Source organism: Acidomonas methanolica (assembly GCF_004346035.1).
Taxonomy (GTDB): domain Bacteria; phylum Pseudomonadota; class Alphaproteobacteria; order Acetobacterales; family Acetobacteraceae; genus Acidomonas; species Acidomonas methanolica.
The window spans coordinates 128,667-147,911 of record NZ_SLZN01000006.1 but is presented as its reverse complement, the minus strand read 5'-3'; the positions used below and the strand labels follow the sequence as shown (position 1 = coordinate 147,911).

Here is a 19,245-nt window from a genome sequence, read left to right as displayed (position 1 = left end):
AAAGCCAGGTGAGGTAAAGCCACGAATAGGGCTGCGACAACGAGGATACAGGTCGATCTCATGGTATGTACCCCAAGGCGATAACAGTTCTGACGATCGCAATGCGATGATCGATTTCGGCCTGGCTGAAGGTCAGCAGGGCGTTATAGGCATCCATGCGGGCACGAAGCGCCTCTATGAGTGATGTTTCACCGGATCGCCACGACCGCTCCATGGCGTCCGCGCGCGCAAGCATCTCGTGCGCGGCCTGAGCCGTACTGACGATCGAGGCCGATGTGTTTTTCAGATGTGCCTGGACGCGCGCCATCTCGGCCCTGACGGTCCTCTGGGTGGCGATCTCCTGCCGGATGGCGGTGGAAAGCGCACTCTGAGCGGCCGTTCTCACGGGAACCGATGTGACGTCACTTGGGATCGGCATCCTGAGACTGACCCCAACCTGCGTGTCCCATGGCGAACCGTACTGGCCCTGATTGATCACGCCGACGCCGATTTCCGGATTGGGCATATAACTGTGAGCGGCAAGATGATCCTGTTCCGTGGCGACCGTGACGCTCTGGTGAGCCGCACGCACGCGCGGGTCGTTCGCCTCGCTCCATGGCCGCGCGGTCGCTCGCAGGAATAGCGGCCAGTGCGTGTCGATTTCCGACAGACCGGCTTTCGTCGGATGGCCGGTCAGAATATCCAGATTGGCCTGGCCGGCCTCGACTTCCTCGTCGATGGCATTGCGATCGCTTTCCGAAAGAGCGATCTGCGCATCCACCGCCTGCTGTTCCGCCGATGTGCTTTCTCCTGCATGGCTCGATGCCCGCACGGCCCTGGCCATGCGTCGCAACGCAGCCAGTGTGGAATCCATGGCAGATCGCCGTCGCTCGGCGAGCAGGACAGCCCCGATGGCATCCGTGGCACGAATGGCCACCGCCATATGGGCGACATCCTTCTGTACTACAGCGGCCTGTGCATCGGCTTCAGCCACATGCTCAGTTGCCGTTCCTTGTCCTGGCAGCCAGAGAGGAACGGAGAGACCCACCTGTGTCGTGCGGTACGCATAGTTACGGCCGCTGGGTCTGTCGTCATAATATTGAGCATCGACCGATGGCCCACCTGCGAACCAGGATTTCGCGGCACGCTGGCGTTTCTTTGCCCCAGCTTCCTGAGTCGCGAGATCATTCTGGGCAGGATCATTCGTCCATGCTGCTGCGATGACATCATGCAAGGTGGCGGGAATCGCTGTCGTATCGTCGGCTGTGGCCACGCCACCCGACACCAAAGCCATTGCGAGGCTCGCCGCCACAGATTTCCACCGACACCGAACACAACACACGGACATTCGACTGAAAATTCTCATAATATTTTACGATGTTGCATCGAGGCTGCGGGAGCGCAGCAGCCTCAGCGCGTTGAGGGTGACGAGAACGGTTGCCCCGGTATCGGCCGCAATGGCGATCCAGAGCCCTGTCAGCCCCGCGATGGTGGCAATCAGGAACACTCCTTTCAGCCCAAGAGCGATCGAGACATTTTGACGAACATTTCGCATGGTCGAACGGGCGAGGCGGATCAGCGCTGGAATATCGGAGACTCTGTTCCGCAGGATGGCGGCGTCGGCTGCCTCCAGGGCAACATCGGTCCCCGAGCCGATTGCGACCCCGACAGTTGCCTGTTTGAGTGCAGGCGCGTCGTTGATGCCATCTCCGACCATCATAACACCGCCCTGCGCGGCCAGAGCCCGTATTTCGGCCAACTTCTGCTCCGGCAGCAGTTCGGCCTTGTAATGCGCCCCCAGCATTGAGGCGATCGCGGCGGCTGTCCGGCTATTGTCGCCCGTCAGGATGACCGGCGTAATACCGAGGTTGCGTAACTGGCGCATGGCTTCTGCCGCGTCCGCGCGCGGCTCGTCACGGAGGGCAATCAACGCGAGTGCCTTGTCACCATACAAGACGGCAACGGTTTTTCCTTCCGCCTCAAGTTCGGTGGCACGTGCGGTGTCAGTAGCTGACAACGCGCCGTCGCGTACCGCCTGAAGGGGGCTGGAGATCGTGAAATCCATTCCGTCAATGCGGCCTGTCACCCCTCTTCCGGGAATTGCCCTGCTCTCCTGTGCAACGGGAATGTCGATACCCGGCCCGTTACTCTGGGCTCGGCGCAGGATAGCCTGGGCCAATGGATGGCTGGACGCGCCTTCAACGGCGGCGGCGACAGCAAGAACCTGAGTTTCGGGCAAGCTGTCCAGCACGATGATGTCGGTGACGTCAGGCCGTCCCAGTGTGAGGGTTCCAGTCTTGTCGAGTGCGACTGTCTTCACCCGCGCAGTGGCCTCGATGACCGCTCCTCCCTTGATGAGCAGCCCGTTATGTGCCCCCAGGGCCAGCGCGGACGCTATGGCTGCGGGAACCGATATGACGAGCGCGCAGGGGCAACCAATCAGCAGAAGGGACAACCCGCGATAAACCCAGACCGACCAAGCCTGAGCAAACGCCAGTGGGGGAAGGCATACGACGACCGCCGAAAGCACGACGATCGTCGGCATGTACCAACGGCTGAAGCGGTCGATGAACCGTTGAGTCGGTGCGCGTGCCTCCTCGGCCTGCTCTACAAGATGGATGATGCGGGAGATGGTGTTGTCCGCCGCAGTGCGGGTCACGCGAACCCGCAACGCAGCTTCCGTGTTGACCGAGCCGGCGAAGACGGCATCCGTCGGCCCACGCGACACTGGCACGCTCTCACCAGTGACCGGACTTTCATCAATGCCACTTACGCCGGAAATAATCTCTCCATCCGCCGGAATGCGGTCTCCCGGCCGGACCAGGACCACATCGCCTAGTCGGAGTTCGACAGCAGGAACCTCCCGGATACCGGCAGTGTCTTCGCGCAAGGCGATTTTCGGTACCAACGCTCCGAGCGCGCGGATACCATCACGGGCATGACTGACGGCAACGCCCTCAAGGAGTTCCCCGACCGCGAAGAGGAAGACGACGAGTGCAGCCTCCTGGGCCGCGCCGATAAATAGCGCACCGATCGCCGCGATCATCATCAGGGCTTCGATGGAAAACGGCTGAGCAACCCGGAGCGAGGCTAAGGCGCGGCGGGCAACCGGAAAAAGCCCTACCAGGCAGGCCCCGACAAATGGCCAGGGTTTCATCTCGTTTGGTGCGATCAGGCTGATACCCCAGGCCAGCACCAACAAAATACCGGTCGTGACAACAAGTCGTCCCTTTCCGGTTTTATACCAGGGCGTATCAGGCGCGCCGGCGTCATTCGTCGCATCCTGAGCAAATACAATGTCAGCTACAGTGGCAGGATTGAGGCGCCGGATACCATATCCCAGGCTCCTGACCATCTCTTCGACTTTGGTCACGGAAATCGCATTCTCATCCATGGTCAGTCGCAGTTTCTGAGACACCAGGGAAATCTCTACATTCTGGACGCCTGCGATTTGACCAAGCGCGCCCTTCACCTTGCTGACACAAGCAGCACAGTCCATGCCCGTGACATCCCACTCGCGCCTGTCCGGCATCCGGATTCTCCTGTTCACCCAGCAGCGAATCCGTTATCTACTTCCTCTAGTCGCTAGAGGTTCAAGGGGGCTTTTATGTTCAGTATCGGAAAATTATCCGGGTCAACTGGCGTCAAGGTGCCGACCATCCGCTATTACGAGCAGATCGGCATCCTTGAGGAGCCCGACCGAAGTGAAGGAGGGCAGCGTGTCTATGGAGAGGAAGCAAAAGAGCGCCTGAGTTTTATTCGCCATGCGCGGGAACTTGGATTTTCACTAGATGAAATCCGTGAATTACTAGATCTTGCTGACGATCCCAATCAAAACTGTATGGCCGCATATGAGATAGCAAAACGCCAATTGATCGAGGTCAGGAACCGTATTGCCCGCCTGACGGCTCTCCAGGGCGAATTGCAACGCATGTTGGATCAGTGTTCATGCAACACAATCGGGACCTGTCGGATCATTCAGGTCCTGAGCGATCATTCTTTATGCACGTCAGAACATCTCGGCACGGAGGCAGGGTGCAAAGCGTCGTAAACAAATCATCGAGTATCGCAAACGGGTCGCAGCATGCAGGAGTAGTCCCCATGAACCGCACCATAAAGACCGCATGGGGCACACTTGCCGTCAGTCTGGTCGTTCTGGCCCTGAAGCTTGCCGCCTACTGGATGACGGGCAGCATCGCGCTTTACTCGGATGCGCTGGAAACAATCGTCAATGTAGCGGCCGCCGTCGGCGCGCTTATCGCCCTGTGGGTCAGCGCACAACCCGCAGACGCAAACCATCCCTATGGCCACCAGAAAGCGGAATATCTGAGCGCGATCATCGAGGGTGGCCTCGTGCTCGCAACGGCAATTCTGATCTTCCAGGAAGCCTGGATCGGCTGGCAGCACCCGAAAGCACCGGACACGCCGCTTCTGGGCTTGGCCCTGAATGGCAGCGCCGGGGTTATAAACCTGTTCTGGGCGCTGCTACTGATCCGCAATGGCAAGCAGTGGAAGTCGCCCGCGCTCGTCGCGGGCGGCCGGCACATCCTGACGGACGTCTGGACGACCATTGCGGTCCTGATCGCTTTTGCGCTGATCCCGGTGACTGGTTGGCTCCGGCTTGACCCGGCCATCGGCGGCCTGGTCGCAGTCAATATCCTTTGGGCAGGTTATGGTGTCGTGCGGGAAGCCGTCGCCGGGCTGATGGATGAAGTCTCCGATCCCGAATTGATTTCACGCCTGGACCGGACGATCGCAGGGAATGCATCAGGGGCGATCGAAGCCCACGACGTGCGGGCGCGTGTCGCGGGCAACACGACATTCATTGAATTTCATCTCGTGGTCCCGACGGGGATGACCGTCGGCAGGGCGCATGAGATCTGCGACCACATCGAGCACGCACTCAGGACACAGCTCGGGCAGGCTGTGATCAACATTCACATCGAGCCCGAGGAGAAGGCGAAGCATGGCGACGTCATCATTCTGGACCGACACGCACACGTCAAAAATCGCGAAGAACTGATTTAGCCGCAGCAGGACTTTCGCTCGGCCTGAACCGCCGGGCGCGGAGCCGCTCCGTGATCCGCAGCGTATCCACTCCAAAGCCGCGTTTGCCAAACCTTGTGGTGTCTGCCCCGTGGCGGCATCGAACTGGCCACCTCTAAATGGGTCAATTGGATCAATAATCGTTGCCTTCTGTCATCCATTGGAAACATCCCGCCAGAAGTGGCTGAGGCACGTTTCCATGCACAACAGAAATCGCATGCATTGGCCGCTTAAACCGGATAGAAAACGTCTCCGAAAACCCGGGGCCATTCAAATGGCGGGATATGGTGATCGTGGAGTGGCTGCTTCACGATCCTGACTGGAAAGTATGTAACAGTGGGGTTTGTGCTACCTTTCATCATCTATGTCGTCGCGGGTTTTGCAGAGATCGGCGGATGCTTCGCCTTCTGGAGCTGGCTCCGGCTGGGGCGTTCGCCGCTGGTTCTCGTTCCGGGCATGGTGTCGCTGGTCCTGTTCGCCTTTCTGCTGACCCGTATCGATACGGATACGGCGGGGCGGGCCTATGCAGCCTATGGCGGCGTCTACATCACCGCCTCGCTCATGTGGATGCGACTGGTCGAGGGGCGCACCCCGGACCGGTGGGAGATTGTTGGTGCCCTAGTGTGCCTCGGCGGGGCCAGCCTGATCCTGTTCGCGCCCCGGACGTAAATTGAGGGGGCTATGCTGCCGCGCGGTGCTCATTGCGCGCGGCCTGCCAGACTTCGCGGGCGGCGTCGGCGTTCATCGCGGCGATACCGAGCCCGACAAGTAGGTCCGGCCATGCGGCGTGCCACAGAAAGGCCGTGACCAGGCCTGCGACGATGATCGCGATATTGGCCAGCACGTCGTTGCGCGCCGACAGGAAGGCAGCGCGCGTCAGACTGCCTGCATGATAGCGATAGCGGGTCAGCATGAGCGCACAGGAGAAATTTACCACAAGCGCCCCCAATCCTGTCACCGACAGGACGAGCGGCTGGGGCGGTGTCGGAAGATTGAATTTTTGCCATGCGGTCCAGAGCGTCGCGAGCGCCGGAACCAGCAGGATAGCGGCAAGGGCCATTCCGACCCGCGCCCGGCTGCGCGCCGTCCAGCCGAGTGCCGCTACGATCAGGAAATTGACGGAGGCGTCTTCCAGGAAATCGACGCTATCCGCGAACAGGGAGACCGAGCCGATGGCAAGCGCTACCGTGAATTCGATGCCAAAATAGGCAAGATTCAGAAGTCCCACGAGAGAGATGACCCGTCGCAGGGTGCCGGCCATGTCGTTCGGTGGTGTGGAATTCATCGTTTTTATCTCTTTCGTTCTATCAGGTTTCTCCCATCCGAAGATGGATTATAGGCGAAGATCAGACCGCACTTTCGCAGCATGCGCGGTTCCCCGCCGGCTCGATGGTGGCAAGTTCGTCAAGAATCACGCACTCGGAGCCGGGACCGCCGGCGCATTGTGCGTCGCAGGTCGCGACGAACCCGGCGATGCTTTTCTCGAGCGCCTTCAATTCGCGCAACTTCGCCCGGACGTCCATCAGGTGAGTATGCGCGAGGTCGCGGGCTTCCGCACAGGATCGCGTACGGTCCTGTACCAATTCGACCAATGCCCGAACCTGATCGATCGAAAAGCCAAACGCCCGGCAGCGCCGAATGAAGGTAAGCCGTCGAACATCGTCTTCAGCATAACGCCGCTGATTGCCTTCCTGTCGTTCCGGACGTGGAAGCAGGCCGATCTCTTCATAATAGCGGATCGTGGGGGCATTGGTACGGGTGCGCTCGGCCAACTCGCCGATCTTGTATCCGGGCATGGGGGGAAACTCGCGTAAAAAATATCTTGAACCTCAAGTTACTTGAACTCGTAAACAAGCGCCAGACCGTCACGCGAACGGGCGGAACGGCATCGAAGTAGTATCGTGACGAAGCCAAACGAGCCTGCCCCACTTGCCTGCACACTGGAGAACAGCGATCTGGCGAGGCGGCTGGAGTGGATCGCCAGTCTCAACGCCAGGGCGCTTCGGTCAGCGCACCGAGATGGTCTTCATCTCGTGCTGGATTATGATCCTGCCGCACGGGACGATATCGCGCGTATGGTCGAAGGCGAACGAACCTGTTGCGCGTTCCTCGCGTTTGACATCGCTGAACGTATGGATGCGCTGACTCTGACGATTACTGCCCCGGAGTATGCGCGTGAGGCTGCGGAAACGCTGCTTGAGCAGTTTGCGTCGCGCAGTCAGCCAGCAACCGCGCCGATGAAAAAGACCTGCGGGTGCGCGGCGGAGTGCGGCGCATGAGCGAGGCGAGCGCATCGGGAAACAAGGCGGCCAGCGCGGTTGCCATGACGGCGTCCAGTGCGGCGCTGGCCTGCGGCGTGTGCTGCGTCGTGCCGCTCGCGCTGCCGGCCGCGATCCTCGGGTCAGTAGGCGGTATTCTCGCCTGGTTCGCCAACGCCTATCGCTGGCTGACGCCGGTCGCGATCCTGGCGGTTGCTGTCGGTTGGTTCTGGGTGGGTTATCAGGCGTACCGGACAGGACACAGGCCTGGCTGGCAGACGCTCGGCATCATGGGGTTCGCCACGATCATGGGGTGTCTTGCATGGCTCTGGCCACGGATCGAGCCGGTGGCGATTGGGTTCTTGCGCGGGTAGCCTGCCGCGGATCGGACGCCATTATTGGACCCACGCCAAGACCTTAACCGCCTCCCGGAACGATACGTCACGGGTTGGGCGTGCTTCCGATCGCAGAGGCACCCAGCATATCGAGCACCGGGCAAGTCAGGGCCTCCGACTCACGGCATTGTTCGATGCTTGTTGTCAGGAGCGATGCGAGCCGTTGCAGGTCGGAGATCTTGCTCTGGATGTCGCCCAGATGAGCTATGGCGAGTGTTCTGACCTCGTCGCAGGAGGGTAGGCCGGGTTCTGCCAAGGCGAGCAGGGTTCTGATTTCCTCGATGTCGAAACCAAGATCCCGCGCGCGTCGGACGAATGACAGGCGCCTGACATCCTCGGCCCGATAATGGCGATAGCCATTACGCGCCCTTCGCGGCGCGGGAATGAGGCCGATGCGCTCATAGTAGCGCACCGTCTCCAGATGAACGCCGGTTTCCGATGCCAGCTTGCCGATCGTGATGGCGACCATGCGTCACTCCTGCTCTTGAGTCCGTAGCCACTACGGGGTGTAGCATGAAGCGCGACGCAATGGGAAAGTGACGATCATGGATGAGACGGCGGACCTGCCTCAACGAACATCACGTAGCCGCATGGGCATGGAAAGAGGTGGAGTCCTGTGTGTCGCGGGCGGTATGGCCGCCGGTGTGGGTGCGCTGATCGCGTCGTCCTGCTGCCTCATTCCGCTCGCCTTCGCTTCTCTGGGCGCCGGTGCGGGGGTTTTCAGTGTTCTGTCGAGACTTGCGCCATGGCGCGTGCCATTGATTGCGCTGGCGGTCGCGGCGCTGGTCAGCGCCTGGGCGCTCAATCGGCGGCAGGCCAGGGTCTGTTGTGCGGGTGTGGAAAGTGGGTCTATCCGGCGACGCATCGGGGTTATCCAGATGCTATCCTTTGCCACCGCGCTCATCGTGCTGGCGGCATTGGTGTGGCCACGCCTGGAACCCGTCCTGCTCAGGAGCCTGTCTGTAAGATGATTCGGCCTGCCTCGCTTCTGACCTGTCCCGCATGTGGCCAGCAATCACTGGAAACCATGCCGACCGATGCCTGCCAGTTCTTTTACGATTGCCCGCATTGTGGCGTCGTCTTGAAACCGAAGCCGGGGGATTGCTGCGTCTTCTGCTCCTATGGCGACGTTCCTTGCCCGCCGGTTCAGGAACATGGGCGACTGGCATGCTGCGGAGACGGTTCGACATAGACCTGGGGCGGCAGCGGCGATGAAGTAATGGTGTCGTCCTGGCCAGTAATGTGACGATCGCCGTTTGACGGTGCGGTCCATGCATCGTGTATCCATTTGGAAAACCGGCACGTTATCATCAAAATCGAAGCGTAGAGCGCGGGCGGTAGTCTGCTCATCGCTTGCAGCGGGGCCCATTCTCGATTGAGCCACCGTGCGGTAGGATCGGGCCATGAACCGCATTGGCATCCTTTTCGCATTATTGTCCGCGATCCTGTTTGGAGCCAGCACACCGTTCGCCAAGCTTCTCCTTGGCTCCGTCGATCCGTGGATGATGGCCGGGCTGCTCTATCTCGGTTCCGGGATCGGTCTGGCGGCGGTGCATCTGTTGCGCTGGATGCGTGGACGCCCCGTTGCGGAAGCGCCGTTGCGGCGTGGGGACTTGCCCTGGTTGGCGTTGGTGATCCTGGCGGGTGGGATTGCCGGCCCATTGCTGTTGATGCTGGGGCTGGCGCGCACCGACGCGGCCAGCGCGTCGCTGTTGCTCAATCTCGAAGGGCTGGCGACGATGGGGATTGCCTGGATCGTATTCCGCGAGAACGTGGACCGGCGGCTTCTGCTGGGCGCCTTCGCCATTCTCTCGGGCGCCGCGTTATTATCATGGCAGGGGCATGCGATGCTTGACCAGGGCGCCCTGTTCATCGCAGCGGCCTGCCTGTGCTGGGGGATCGACAACAACTTGACCGGCAAACTTTCTGCGGCCGATCCGATGCAGATCGCAATGCTCAAGGGGCTGGTCGCAGGGACGGTCAATCTTCTGCTGGCGTTCGGGAGGGGCGGTGTCCTGCCGACTGTCGGGGGACTCGGCGCCGCTGGAGCCGTGGGGTTCATGGGTTACGGGGTGAGCCTTGTCCTGTTCGTGCTGGCCCTGCGCCATCTCGGTGCCGCGCGCACGGGGGCCTATTTCTCGCTTGCGCCGTTCGTCGGCGCGCTGCTGGCGGTTGTGGTGCTCCACGATCCCTTGTCGCTGAGGTTGCTGATCGCCGGCGGCCTGATGGGTTTCGGGTTGTGGCTCCACCTGTCGGAGCGCCACGATCACGAGCATGCGCACGAGGCCATGGAACATGAGCACCGGCATCGCCATGACGAACACCATCAGCATGCGCACGGGCCTGGCGATCCGACGGGCGAACCGCACACGCATCGGCACCGGCACATGCCGATGGTCCATCGGCATCCGCATTATCCCGACCTGCATCATCGGCACGGCCACGCTCACTGACGCGGTGCCAACGCCTCAATGATACGGCAGTCGGCGACGGTGCCATGGTGGCATTGCCCGATCATCGCGACCAGTTCCCGACGCAGGGCCTGCAAGTCACGCATCTTGCCGTCGATCTCCGCCAGATGCGTGCGGGCGATGACGTCGTTCTTCGCGACGTGCGGGGAACGCATCCGGGAATGCCCTTCTTGGCATTGAAAACAGTCGGGACAATGCCAACGTCGTCATGGTTCGTGCGGATCGCCATGGCGGGCCGCATCATTGCCTCATGGGAGGCCGTCATGATGACAAACTGCATGCAGGGCATGGGATGGGGCATGGGCCTGTTCGGCCTGCTCACGCTGATCGTGCTCGTGCTCGCGATCGCGGCACTGGTCAAGTATCTGTGGTGCGCGGAGGGATGGAGGACGCGGATCGGCCGAGTCCCTTCCGCAGATCGGACATTCAAGTGAGTTGCCCGGCCTCGCGTGGCGAGGGATGTCCCAGCCCAAACGACCGGCCCAAGAGCGCGGCATGACTTCCGCTCCGTGCATAAGAGATTGCCCCCTTTGCCTGTTTGCGAGATGATGGCCGGTATGCGGTGGTGCTTTCTCCGACGTCTGGTATTCGTTATCGTTGGTCTTGCCTTTATGGGCGCGGCCACCGTGCAGGCTATGCCGCCGCAGAATGCCGAGCAGGCCACGAGCCTGGATGCGGCCATGCCATGCTGTGATGGGTCGGTCTCGATGCATCCCGCCGGAACGACCGCACCGTTCAAGGGCATGACGCCGGAGTGCCTGAAAACCATGCAGTGCCTCGGCGTGCCTGATCGCCCAACGCAGGCCGCGGCGATCGGAAGCCCGGTCCGCTACAGCATGATCGCCTATAGCCTTGCCGAACGTGTTCCTGTCGGCCGCTCGCCCGAGCCGCTTTCCTTCCCTCCCAGAACCGCCTGATCCCACCGGCGCCGTGACGGCGTTGGTTTCCGCACGTCCTGCGTTCAGGAGCGCGCGTATTCGCGCGTCCTGACCGCAACCGGACGTCGATCAGCGCTCTATCCCCGGATTTCCGGGGCGGGAAGGATTCCATTATCATGCGTACATATCTGATCGCGGGTGCGTTGGCGCTCGCCTCCTGCGTCGTCGTGACCGGTGCCTTTGTGTCACCGACATTCGCGGCAGCGACGGATTATCGTTTCGAGGCTGCCGGCAAGCAGGCACATCTGAGCGGTGACAAGGCTGTCATGATCGTGCGGCTTGTGCATGTGCCCGACGGCAAGCCGGTCATGGACGCCGTCATCTTCGAGAGCAAGGCCGACATGAGCCCCATGGGCATGGCGACGATGACCTCGCCCACGACCATCGAGCCGGCGTCAGGCGATGGGCTCTATCGTATCGACCTCGATGCCGGTGCTCCCGGCCCGTGGGCGATCACGCTCGCGGCCAAGGTGCAGGGTGAAACCGAGACGGTGCGCGGTTCCGTTGTTGTCACGCTGGAGAAATAGCATGGCAACCCGGCGGAACCGTGACGCGGCGGGGCGCCTGCTCCTGGCTGCGGCTGCTCTTATCGTTTCATCCGGGGCTGCTCGTGCGGCTGAAGGGCCGCCGGGTGCCACCGTAGAGAGCCTGCTCGCGCTCGGCGAGCGCCTGAACCCCGCGGTGCGGGCCGCCGGACTCGATACGACCGCCGCTGCGGCCCAGGCGGAAGCGGCCGGTGCGCTGGACGATCCAGTGCTGACGGAGAATTACCAGAATTATCACTCCGGCGGCCTGTTCAGCATGAACTTCATCACGATCTCGCAAACTTTCCCGCTCTGGGGAAAGCGGGATCTGCGTCATCGTGCGGCGCTGTCCGAGGTGGACGCGGCGCGCGGCCGGGAGCGGGCCGCCCAGGACGAACTCGACGCGCAGATCAAAATTGCCTTCGCGCGCTATTACGCTTTTACCCGCGCGCTGGTGGTCAACCGGCAGATCCAGACGCTCGCCCGCAAGATGCGGCAGGCGACCATGGTGCGCTACGGCCAGGGCGACGGTGCCCAATCGGGCGTGATCCAGGCCCAGGAGGAGGAGACGAACACCGTCATCGAGGCGAGCCGGCTGGAGGCCGAGCGAGAGTCCGCCGCCGCCCAACTGAATGCGCTGCTGGCCCGCCCCCCGGGCGCCCCATTGGCCGAGCCCATGCGGCTACGTCCGATCCCAGCGGTTCTGCCGCGCGTGGAGAGCTTGCTCGACCGGGCGCGCAGCGGGAATGGCGCCGTCCATGCGAACAGCGCGGCAATCGACGAGGCGGAAAGCCGGAGACGGCTGGCCGAGCGGGCCTGGTATCCCGATGTGACGGTCGGCGGCGGCCCGGTCGTGCAGACCAATGCCCCGACGGGGTTCAGCGCCATGGTCTCGCTGAGCATCCCCGTGCAGTTCGGTGCCAAGCGCGCCGACGAAGACGCGCAGACCGCGCGCCTTGATGCCGCCGAGCGCCGTCGCGACGGAACGATGGCGACCATCCAGGCAGCCTTGGCCGAAGCCTTGGCCCGCCTCAAGGCGGCGCGCGATGTGGAGAGCCTCCTCCGTCGCCAGCGTATGCCGCAGGCGGACGCGCTCTCGCGGACGACGCTGGCCAGCTACAGCCAGGGGCATGGCGATCTCGCGGCAGCGATCGCGGCGGAACATCAGATGCACGACACCGAGCTGGAGCTTCTCCGGACCGAGACCGACGAACAGACGGAACTGGCCACCATCGAGCGCCTGATCGGGGGTGATCTGTGAAGGTGCGTCTTCTGTCCCTGGTCCTGGCGTTGCTCCCGCTTTCGACCGCTACGCCAGGACCGGCGACGGCGACTGACCGAACGCCACTCTATTACCAGGATCCGGACGGCAAGCCCGCCTATTCCGCCAATCCGAAGAAGACGTCGGAGGGTCGGGATTATGTTCCGGTCTATGCTGACGGGTCACAGGGGTCTGGTGCCGCGTCCTCGCGATCCTCCGGTCCCTCGGCCCGGTCGGCGGATCGTGGCCGGGTGCTATTTTATCGCAATCCCATGGGGCTGCCCGACACTTCGCCGGTGCCGAAGAAAGATGCCATGGGGATGGCGTACCTCCCTGTCTATGAGAACGAGATCCGGGATGCGGGAACGGTTTTTGTGCCGCCCGGTCGTTTGCAGATCCTCGGCGTGCGGACTTCCGTTGCCGCAGTGCAGCCGGTGCTGAACCGCAGCGTGCATGCCACCGGCATTGCCCAGTTCGATGAACGGCGCATCGCCTTGGTGACAAGCAGGGTCGGCGGCTGGGTCGAGCATCTCGATATCGCTGCCACAGGCGATCCTGTCTGGCGTGGCCAGGTCATGGCCGAAATCTACGCGCCGGATCTGGTTGCATCCGAGCAGGAATATCTGATTGCCACCAGTTTGGACCCGGCTATGGCAACGGCCGCGCTGGAGCGCCTGCGCTCTCTTGGGGCGCCTGAGACCGAAATCGCGCGGCTGCGACGCACCCGGCATGCCGTGCGGCACATCCCGGTCGTTGCGCCGGCGGACGGGGTCGTGACCGAAAAGATGGCGGTGGAGGGCGCGCGCGTCGGGCCGGATCAACCGCTGTACCGGACGGCGGCGACCGCACCGATCTGGCTGATTGCCGAAGTGCAGGAGCAGGATCTGGGCGCGGTGCGGGTCGGTCAGCAGGCGCACGCCAGCCTTGTCGCCTTTCCCGGTCGTCGCTTCGACGGAACCGTCGATTTCCTCTATCCGAGCGTCTCCACCGAGACGCGAACCGGACGTATCCGGATCGTGTTGCCGAATGCGGATAGTGTGCTGCGGGCAGGCATGTATGCCGATATCGCGATCGATGTCCCTGCGTCCATGGCGGGGCCGGTGCTGGTCGTGCCGTCCTCGTCGGTTATCGACAGCGGCACCCGTCAGGTTGTGCTGGTCGAAACGGGGGAGGGCCGTTTTGCACCCCGTTCGGTGCGCGTCGGCGCGCGTGGCAATGACGAGGCTCAGATCCTGGATGGCCTGAAGGCGGGGGAAAGCGTGGTGGTCGGCGCCAACTTTCTGATCGATTCCGAAAGTAATCTGCGCGCCGCCCTACAGGCCTTTACCGTGCCGGACAGCAAGCCTGCCCGGGCAGGGAGTGCCGGTCGATGATTGCCAGAATCATTGCGGTGTCGGCGCGTAACCCGCTGCTGGTGATACTGGGAACGTTGTTCCTCGTGGGGGCTGGTGTCTGGGCGCTGATGAACACGCCGCTCGATGCCATTCCCGATCTCTCGGACACGCAGGTGATCGTCTATACCGACTATCCCGGCCAGGCGCCGCAGGTCGTCGAGGATCAGGTCACCTATCCCTTGACCACGGCGTTGCTGGCGGTGCCGCATTCGAAAGTGGTGCGCGGTTTTTCGGCGTTCGGCACGTCGTTCGTCTACGTCGTCTTCGACGACGGTACCGATCTCTACTGGGCGCGTTCGCGCGTGCTGGAATATCTCAATTTCGCGCAGAAGCGCCTGCCCGCGGGTGTCACGCCGTCGCTGGGGCCGGATGCAACCGGTGTCGGCTGGGTCTACGAATATGTCGTCCAGGGTAAACAGCGCACGCTGGCGGAATTGCGCAGCCTGCAGGATTGGGTGATCCGCTTTCAATTGACCAAGGCGTCCGGCGTCGCCGAGGTGGCCGCCATTGGCGGGTTCGAACGGCAATATCAGATCGTCGTCGATCCCCGGAAGCTCCAGGCCTACGGTATCCCGCTGTCGCGCGTGGGCGATGCGGTGCGGCAGGGCAATCAGGATGTCGGCGGTCGCACCATCGAGCTGACCGAAACGGAATATATGGTGCGCGGTCGGGGCTATGTGCGCGATGTCCGCGATCTGGAGCGGATCGTGCTGAAGGTCGACGCCGTCGGAACGCCAGTCACGGTGGGAGACGTCGCGCGCGTCGAACTCGGCCCCGACGAGCGGCGCGGCATCGCGGAACTGGACGGTGTGGGAGAGGCGGTCGGCGGCATCGTCGTCAAGCGCGACGGAGCGGATGCCTTGACGACGATCCGGAGCGTCAGGCAGCGGATCGCCGAGCTGCTGCCTAGCCTGCCGCCGGGCGTTTCCATTGTGCCGGTCTATGATCGCTCGGCCCTGATCCTGCGTGCCATCGCCACGCTCCGGCACACGCTGATCGAGGAGAGTCTCATCGTCTCCTTCGTCTGCGTCGTCTTCCTGCTGCACGTCCGCAGTGCGCTGGTCGCGATCGTGACCCTGCCTGTCGGCGTCCTGTTCGCTTTCCTGGCCATGCACATGATCGGTGTCGGGTCGAACATCATGAGTCTGGGCGGCATCGCCATCGCGCTCGGGGCGATGGTGGATGCGGCGATCGTGATGATCGAAAATGCGCACAAGCACGTGGAGCGGCTGGCGCCCGGTGAAGCGCGTGGCCCGGCGCTGCTGGCGGCGGCGAACGAGGTCGGGCCGTCGCTGTTCTTCAGCCTGCTGATCATCACCGTGTCCTTCCTGCCGGTGTTCGCCCTGGAGGGGCAGGAAGGACGATTGTTCAAGCCGCTCGCATACACAAAGACCTTTTCCATGGCGGGCGGCGCGCTGCTCGCGGTGACGCTGGTGCCGGTCCTGATGCTGGCCTTCGTGCGCGGCCGCATCCTTCCCGAAGCGCGTAATCCGATCAATCGCGTGCTGATCGCGCTCTATCGTCCCGTAATCCGCGTCGTGCTGCGGGGACCGGTCCTGCTCGTCCTCCTTGCGATCGGGATTGGCGCCGGTACGATCTATCCGGCGGCCCATCTGGGCAGCGAGTTCATGCCCGATCTGAACGAGGGGACATGGCTCTACATGCCGGTCACGCCGCCAGGTCTCTCGGTCACCAAGGCGGTCGAGCTGCTGCAGGGTCAGGACCGCATCATCAAGAGCTTTCCCGAGGTCCAGTCGGTGTTCGGCAAGGCCGGGCGCGCGGCGACGGCCACCGATCCGGCGCCCACGGAAATGTTCGAGACGGTGATCACTCTCAAGCCGCAAAGCGAATGGCCGGCCGGCATGACCCCGGACCAACTGAAGGCCGACATGAACCGGGCGCTTGACCTGCCGGGGGTGAGCAACGCGTGGACGCAGCCGATCCGCGCCCGCATCGACATGCTCGCCACGGGGATTCGTACCCCGGTGGGGGTGAAGGTGTTCGGGCCGGATCTGGGACAGCTCGCCAGAATTGCGGAACAGGTCGAGCAGGTCGTGCGCACCATTCCCGGAACCACCAGTGCGTTTGCCGAGCGCCTGGAGGGTGGCCACTATCTGGAGATTATACCCGACCGGAACGCGATCGCGCGCTATGGCCTGTCGGTCGACGATGTGATGCAGGTGGTGGCCACGGCGCTCGGCGGCCAGACGGTCACGACGACCGTGGAAGGGCGCGAGCGTTACGGCGTGAGCGTCCGCTACCCGCGTGACCTGCGCGATGACCCGCAGGCGATCGCCGAACAGGTGCTGCTGCCGACGCCGGGCGGGGCGATGATCCCGCTGGGGCAGGTGGCGGTGATCCGTCTCACCGGGGGACCGCCCTCGATCCGCACCGAGGATGCCCAGCTTGTCGCCTATGTCTATGTGGACCTGAACGGACGCGATATCGGCGGCTACGTCAACGACGCGGCCCGCGCCGTGCGCGAGCGGGTTACGCTCCCGCAGGGATACCGCGTCGCGTGGAGCGGCCAGTTTGAATATATGCAGCACGCCATGGCGCGGCTGAAGCTGGTCGTGCCGGCAACGCTGGTTCTGATCTTCGTGCTGCTCTATCTCAATTTCGGACGGATCACGGAGACGCTGATCGTGCTGCTGTCGGTGCCGTTTGCGCTGGTCGGTGGGATCTGGCTGACCTGGTGGTTGGGCTACAATGTCAGTGTCGCTGTCGTGGTGGGGTTCATCGCCCTCGCGGGTGTCGCGTCCGAGACGGGCGTGATCATGCTGATCTATCTCGACAATGCCTTGGCAGACGTCAGCGGCAGGGCCCAGGCCGAAGGGCGCGCACTGACGCGCGCGGACTTGAGGGCTGCGATCATGCACGGCGCGGTGGAGCGCGTGCGGCCGAAAATGATGACGGTCACGGCGATCATGGCGGGCCTTGTGCCCATCCTGTGGAGCGCCGGCACCGGGTCCGAGGTCATGCGCCGGATCGCGGCCCCCATGGTGGGCGGCATGGTCTCGTCGACCGTGCTGACCCTGCTGGTTATTCCGGCGCTCTATGCTCTCGTGAAGGGATGGCGGCTGTCGCGTGGGTAAACATGGCAGACGTGTCGGCATATAATAGGGCATTATCTCCATGCCGTCTTCCGCCCTCATCCTGATCATAGAATGAAGACCTTCAAGTTTTCTACAAACGGACATCCTGTGTTGGCGACGCAAGCCAGGCCGCCAGTTGCCGGACCATGGATCTCGCGACACGGCCCGCCCCCAGCAGGGTGGCGCATGCGGGGCCGCACCAGGAGCCATAACCCAGCAGCCAGAGACGTGGCTCCCTGATGGCCTGCTGGCCGTCAACGCGGATCAGCCCGTCCGGCTCGATCACGTCGAGCGGCGCAAATGCACCAAGCGCGGGTCGGAAGCCGGTACACCAGATGATCGCGTCAATGGCCTCTTCCTGGCCATCGGGCCAGACGACGCCCGTAGCCGTCATCCGCACAAACGGGCGCACCGCGTGGAGCGCGCCTCGCTCCCTGGCGGCGCGCACGGGTGGTACCATGACGATATCGCCAAAGCCGCCAGTGGGCATGGCCGACGGGCCGCCGAGAACGCGAGCGGTCGCCCGCTCGAACAGGACTCGTCCGTCCACGTCATCGGGCAGGAAGACGGGATCATGCAGCGTGACCCATGTTGCCTGGGCGACAAGCGACAGTTCCGCCATAATCTGCGCACCGGAGTTGCCCCCGCCCAGCACGAGCACACGGCGACCGGCAAAGGGTACCGCGTTGTGGTAATGGGAGGAGTGGATTTGCGCTCCCGCAAACAACCCTTGGCCCGGATAATCGGGGATGAAGGGCGCAGACCATGTGCCGGTGGCGCCGATGACCGCGCGGCTTAGGAAATCACCCACGCTGGTGCTGACATTCAGGAATTTCTGGTCAGTGCGTTCCACACGTCCGACCATTACGGGGCGGTGGATCGGCGGCGCATAGCGCGCTTCGTAGCGGTGCAGATAGTCAAGCACCTCGTCGCGGGTGGGGTAGCTGCCATCCGGCGTGTCGGGCATCGGCCAGCCGGGGAGAGAACTGTAGGACGCGGGCGAGAACAGATGCAGGGAGTCCCAGCCATGCACCCATGCACCACCTGCCTGGGTCCCGTTATCGAGAATGACGTAACGCAGTCCGGTCCGTCGTAGAAAATACGACGCGGCGAGGGCCGCCTGACCGCCCCCCACGATCACGACATCGAACTGCTCGCCCATTGCCCGGCTCACAGGCTTTCCGGGAGACGGAATTCCGTCTTCCGTTCGCTATAGCGGTCCACGAGGTAGTCGGCCCGGTCGCGCAGCAGCCATGTGAACTTCATCAGTTCCTCCATGACATCTACCATCCGGTCATAGAGGGGGGACGGCTTCATGCGGTCATCGTCACCGAACTGCGTATAGGCCATTGGCACGCTGGACTGGTTGGGGATGGTGAACATCCGCATCCATCGGCCCAGAACCCGCAGGGCATTGACGGAATTGAAGCTTTGCGATCCGCCTGAGACCTGCATGACCGCCAGCGTGCGGCCCTGCGTCGGACGGATCGAGCCTTCGGACAATGGCAACCAGTCGATCTGGTTTTTGAACACAGCGGTTATGTTGCCGTGCCGTTCGGGGCTGCACCAGACCTGGCCTTCCGACCAGATCGACAGTTCCCGCAGTTCCTGCACTTTCGGATGCGTGGCAGGCACGGAATCCGCTATCGGCAGGCCGGTCGGGTCGAACACCCGTGTCTCGGCCCCCAGCACCTTCAGGATGCGTTCCGCCTCAAGCACCAGCAACCGACTGAAGGATCGGGGACGCAAAGAGCCGTAGAGCAGCAGGATACGCGGCGGATGGTCCACACGCGGTTGCGGTTCGAGCCGCGCGAGATCGACCCGTTCAAGATATTCGGGGTGCAGGGCTGGCAGGTCAGGAGCGGTCATATATATCGGTCCTTT

The 19,245-nt window shown here is 62.9% G+C and carries 22 protein-coding genes; 14 read left to right on the top strand and 8 right to left on the bottom strand.

Features of this window, described 5'->3' with window-relative positions; translation table 11 throughout:
• Nucleotides 1-58: 58 nt before the first annotated feature.
• Both EDC31_RS07170 and EDC31_RS07165 read right to left on the bottom strand, forming a co-directional pair.
• A complete protein-coding gene (locus EDC31_RS07170) occupies nucleotides 59-1,273 on the bottom strand; it encodes a TolC family protein (protein WP_042060140.1) in 1,215 nt (404 codons plus the stop codon).
• Nucleotides 1,274-1,351: 78 nt separating this feature from the next.
• Complete coding sequence (locus EDC31_RS07165) at nucleotides 1,352-3,511, bottom strand: heavy metal translocating P-type ATPase (RefSeq protein WP_010666083.1); 2,160 nt, start codon at nucleotides 3,509-3,511, stop codon at nucleotides 1,352-1,354.
• A gap of 75 nt (nucleotides 3,512-3,586) precedes the next feature.
• Between EDC31_RS07165 and EDC31_RS07160 the strand changes: the two genes are divergently transcribed.
• From EDC31_RS07160 to EDC31_RS07150, 3 genes are all read left to right on the top strand, one after another.
• Nucleotides 3,587-4,030, top strand: a complete 444-nt coding sequence (locus EDC31_RS07160; protein WP_010666084.1) for a MerR family transcriptional regulator — start codon at nucleotides 3,587-3,589, stop codon at nucleotides 4,028-4,030.
• A 50-nt stretch (nucleotides 4,031-4,080) separates the two neighbouring features.
• Nucleotides 4,081-5,007 carry a cation diffusion facilitator family transporter gene (locus tag EDC31_RS07155; RefSeq protein WP_018308112.1) on the top strand — a complete coding sequence of 309 codons (927 nt, stop codon included), beginning with the start codon at nucleotides 4,081-4,083 and terminating at the stop codon, nucleotides 5,005-5,007.
• A 354-nt stretch (nucleotides 5,008-5,361) separates the two neighbouring features.
• Nucleotides 5,362-5,694 (top strand): YnfA family protein, encoded by a 333-nt coding sequence (locus tag EDC31_RS07150; protein WP_010667498.1) that lies wholly within the window; start codon nucleotides 5,362-5,364, stop codon nucleotides 5,692-5,694.
• A gap of 10 nt (nucleotides 5,695-5,704) precedes the next feature.
• On the opposite strand, the gene EDC31_RS07145 is transcribed toward EDC31_RS07150, so the two are convergent.
• Together EDC31_RS07145 and EDC31_RS07140 are read right to left on the bottom strand one after the other, a co-directional pair.
• Nucleotides 5,705-6,286, bottom strand: coding sequence for a cation transporter (locus EDC31_RS07145; protein WP_026200112.1), 582 nt, complete (start codon nucleotides 6,284-6,286; stop codon nucleotides 5,705-5,707).
• An 85-nt stretch (nucleotides 6,287-6,371) separates the two neighbouring features.
• Nucleotides 6,372-6,821, bottom strand: coding sequence for a MerR family transcriptional regulator (locus tag EDC31_RS07140; RefSeq protein WP_010667496.1), 450 nt, complete (start codon nucleotides 6,819-6,821; stop codon nucleotides 6,372-6,374).
• A gap of 105 nt (nucleotides 6,822-6,926) precedes the next feature.
• On the opposite strand from EDC31_RS07140, the gene EDC31_RS07135 reads away from it, so the two are divergent.
• Together EDC31_RS07135 and EDC31_RS07130 are read left to right on the top strand one after the other, a co-directional pair.
• Nucleotides 6,927-7,304, top strand: a complete 378-nt coding sequence (locus EDC31_RS07135) for a hypothetical protein (protein ID WP_010667495.1) — start codon at nucleotides 6,927-6,929, stop codon at nucleotides 7,302-7,304.
• Complete coding sequence (locus EDC31_RS07130; RefSeq protein WP_010667494.1) at nucleotides 7,301-7,657, top strand: hypothetical protein; 357 nt, start codon at nucleotides 7,301-7,303, stop codon at nucleotides 7,655-7,657. Before EDC31_RS07135 ends, EDC31_RS07130 begins: the two co-directional genes overlap by 4 nt.
• Before the next feature lie 67 nt (nucleotides 7,658-7,724).
• Here EDC31_RS07130 and EDC31_RS07125 read toward each other — a convergent pair whose 3' ends face one another.
• Entirely contained in the window at nucleotides 7,725-8,147 is a 423-nt protein-coding gene (locus EDC31_RS07125) for a MerR family transcriptional regulator (RefSeq protein WP_018308113.1), read from the bottom strand.
• A 76-nt stretch (nucleotides 8,148-8,223) separates the two neighbouring features.
• On the opposite strand from EDC31_RS07125, the gene EDC31_RS07120 reads away from it, so the two are divergent.
• The 3 genes from EDC31_RS07120 to EDC31_RS07110 all read left to right on the top strand — a co-directional run bounded on the left by EDC31_RS07120 (nucleotide 8,224) and on the right by EDC31_RS07110 (nucleotide 10,131).
• Nucleotides 8,224-8,649 (top strand): hypothetical protein, encoded by a 426-nt coding sequence (locus EDC31_RS07120; RefSeq protein ID WP_231367962.1) that lies wholly within the window; start codon nucleotides 8,224-8,226, stop codon nucleotides 8,647-8,649.
• Nucleotides 8,646-8,870: a GDCCVxC domain-containing (seleno)protein gene (locus EDC31_RS18370; RefSeq protein ID WP_035979039.1), complete on the top strand. Its 225-nt coding sequence runs from the start codon at nucleotides 8,646-8,648 to the stop codon at nucleotides 8,868-8,870. The genes EDC31_RS07120 and EDC31_RS18370 overlap by 4 nt, the downstream gene beginning before the upstream one ends.
• Nucleotides 8,871-9,081: 211 nt before the next feature.
• Nucleotides 9,082-10,131: a DMT family transporter gene (locus EDC31_RS07110; RefSeq protein ID WP_010667673.1), complete on the top strand. Its 1,050-nt coding sequence runs from the start codon at nucleotides 9,082-9,084 to the stop codon at nucleotides 10,129-10,131.
• Here the strand turns inward: EDC31_RS07110 and EDC31_RS07105 are convergent.
• A complete protein-coding gene (locus EDC31_RS07105) occupies nucleotides 10,125-10,304 on the bottom strand; it encodes a MerR family DNA-binding protein (protein ID WP_010667674.1) in 180 nt (59 codons plus the stop codon). The genes EDC31_RS07110 and EDC31_RS07105 overlap by 7 nt on opposite strands.
• Nucleotides 10,305-10,343: 39 nt before the next feature.
• On the opposite strand from EDC31_RS07105, the gene EDC31_RS07100 reads away from it, so the two are divergent.
• From EDC31_RS07100 to EDC31_RS07075, 6 genes are all read left to right on the top strand, one after another.
• Nucleotides 10,344-10,583 carry an SHOCT domain-containing protein gene (locus tag EDC31_RS07100; RefSeq protein WP_010667675.1) on the top strand — a complete coding sequence of 80 codons (240 nt, stop codon included), beginning with the start codon at nucleotides 10,344-10,346 and terminating at the stop codon, nucleotides 10,581-10,583.
• Nucleotides 10,584-10,694: 111 nt separating this feature from the next.
• Nucleotides 10,695-11,066, top strand: coding sequence for a hypothetical protein (locus tag EDC31_RS07095; protein ID WP_018308115.1), 372 nt, complete (start codon nucleotides 10,695-10,697; stop codon nucleotides 11,064-11,066).
• A gap of 137 nt (nucleotides 11,067-11,203) precedes the next feature.
• Nucleotides 11,204-11,614 carry a FixH family protein gene (locus tag EDC31_RS07090; RefSeq protein WP_010667677.1) on the top strand — a complete coding sequence of 137 codons (411 nt, stop codon included), beginning with the start codon at nucleotides 11,204-11,206 and terminating at the stop codon, nucleotides 11,612-11,614.
• A gap of 1 nt (nucleotide 11,615) precedes the next feature.
• The gene (locus EDC31_RS07085) at nucleotides 11,616-12,872 is read left to right on the top strand and encodes a TolC family protein (RefSeq protein WP_010667678.1); all 1,257 of its coding nucleotides are present in this window, start codon (nucleotides 11,616-11,618) and stop codon (nucleotides 12,870-12,872) included.
• Nucleotides 12,873-13,144: 272 nt separating this feature from the next.
• Nucleotides 13,145-14,245 (top strand): efflux RND transporter periplasmic adaptor subunit, encoded by a 1,101-nt coding sequence (locus tag EDC31_RS07080; RefSeq protein WP_243697795.1) that lies wholly within the window; start codon nucleotides 13,145-13,147, stop codon nucleotides 14,243-14,245.
• Nucleotides 14,242-17,361 carry an efflux RND transporter permease subunit gene (locus EDC31_RS07075; protein ID WP_042060141.1) on the top strand — a complete coding sequence of 1,040 codons (3,120 nt, stop codon included), beginning with the start codon at nucleotides 14,242-14,244 and terminating at the stop codon, nucleotides 17,359-17,361. The genes EDC31_RS07080 and EDC31_RS07075 overlap by 4 nt, the downstream gene beginning before the upstream one ends.
• Before the next feature lie 91 nt (nucleotides 17,362-17,452).
• Here EDC31_RS07075 and EDC31_RS07070 read toward each other — a convergent pair whose 3' ends face one another.
• Nucleotides 17,453-18,523, bottom strand: coding sequence for an ArsO family NAD(P)H-dependent flavin-containing monooxygenase (locus EDC31_RS07070; RefSeq protein WP_018308117.1), 1,071 nt, complete (start codon nucleotides 18,521-18,523; stop codon nucleotides 17,453-17,455).
• A gap of 8 nt (nucleotides 18,524-18,531) precedes the next feature.
• A complete protein-coding gene (gene arsH, locus EDC31_RS07065; protein WP_018308118.1) occupies nucleotides 18,532-19,230 on the bottom strand; it encodes an arsenical resistance protein ArsH in 699 nt (232 codons plus the stop codon).
• Nucleotides 19,231-19,245 lie beyond the last annotated feature (15 nt).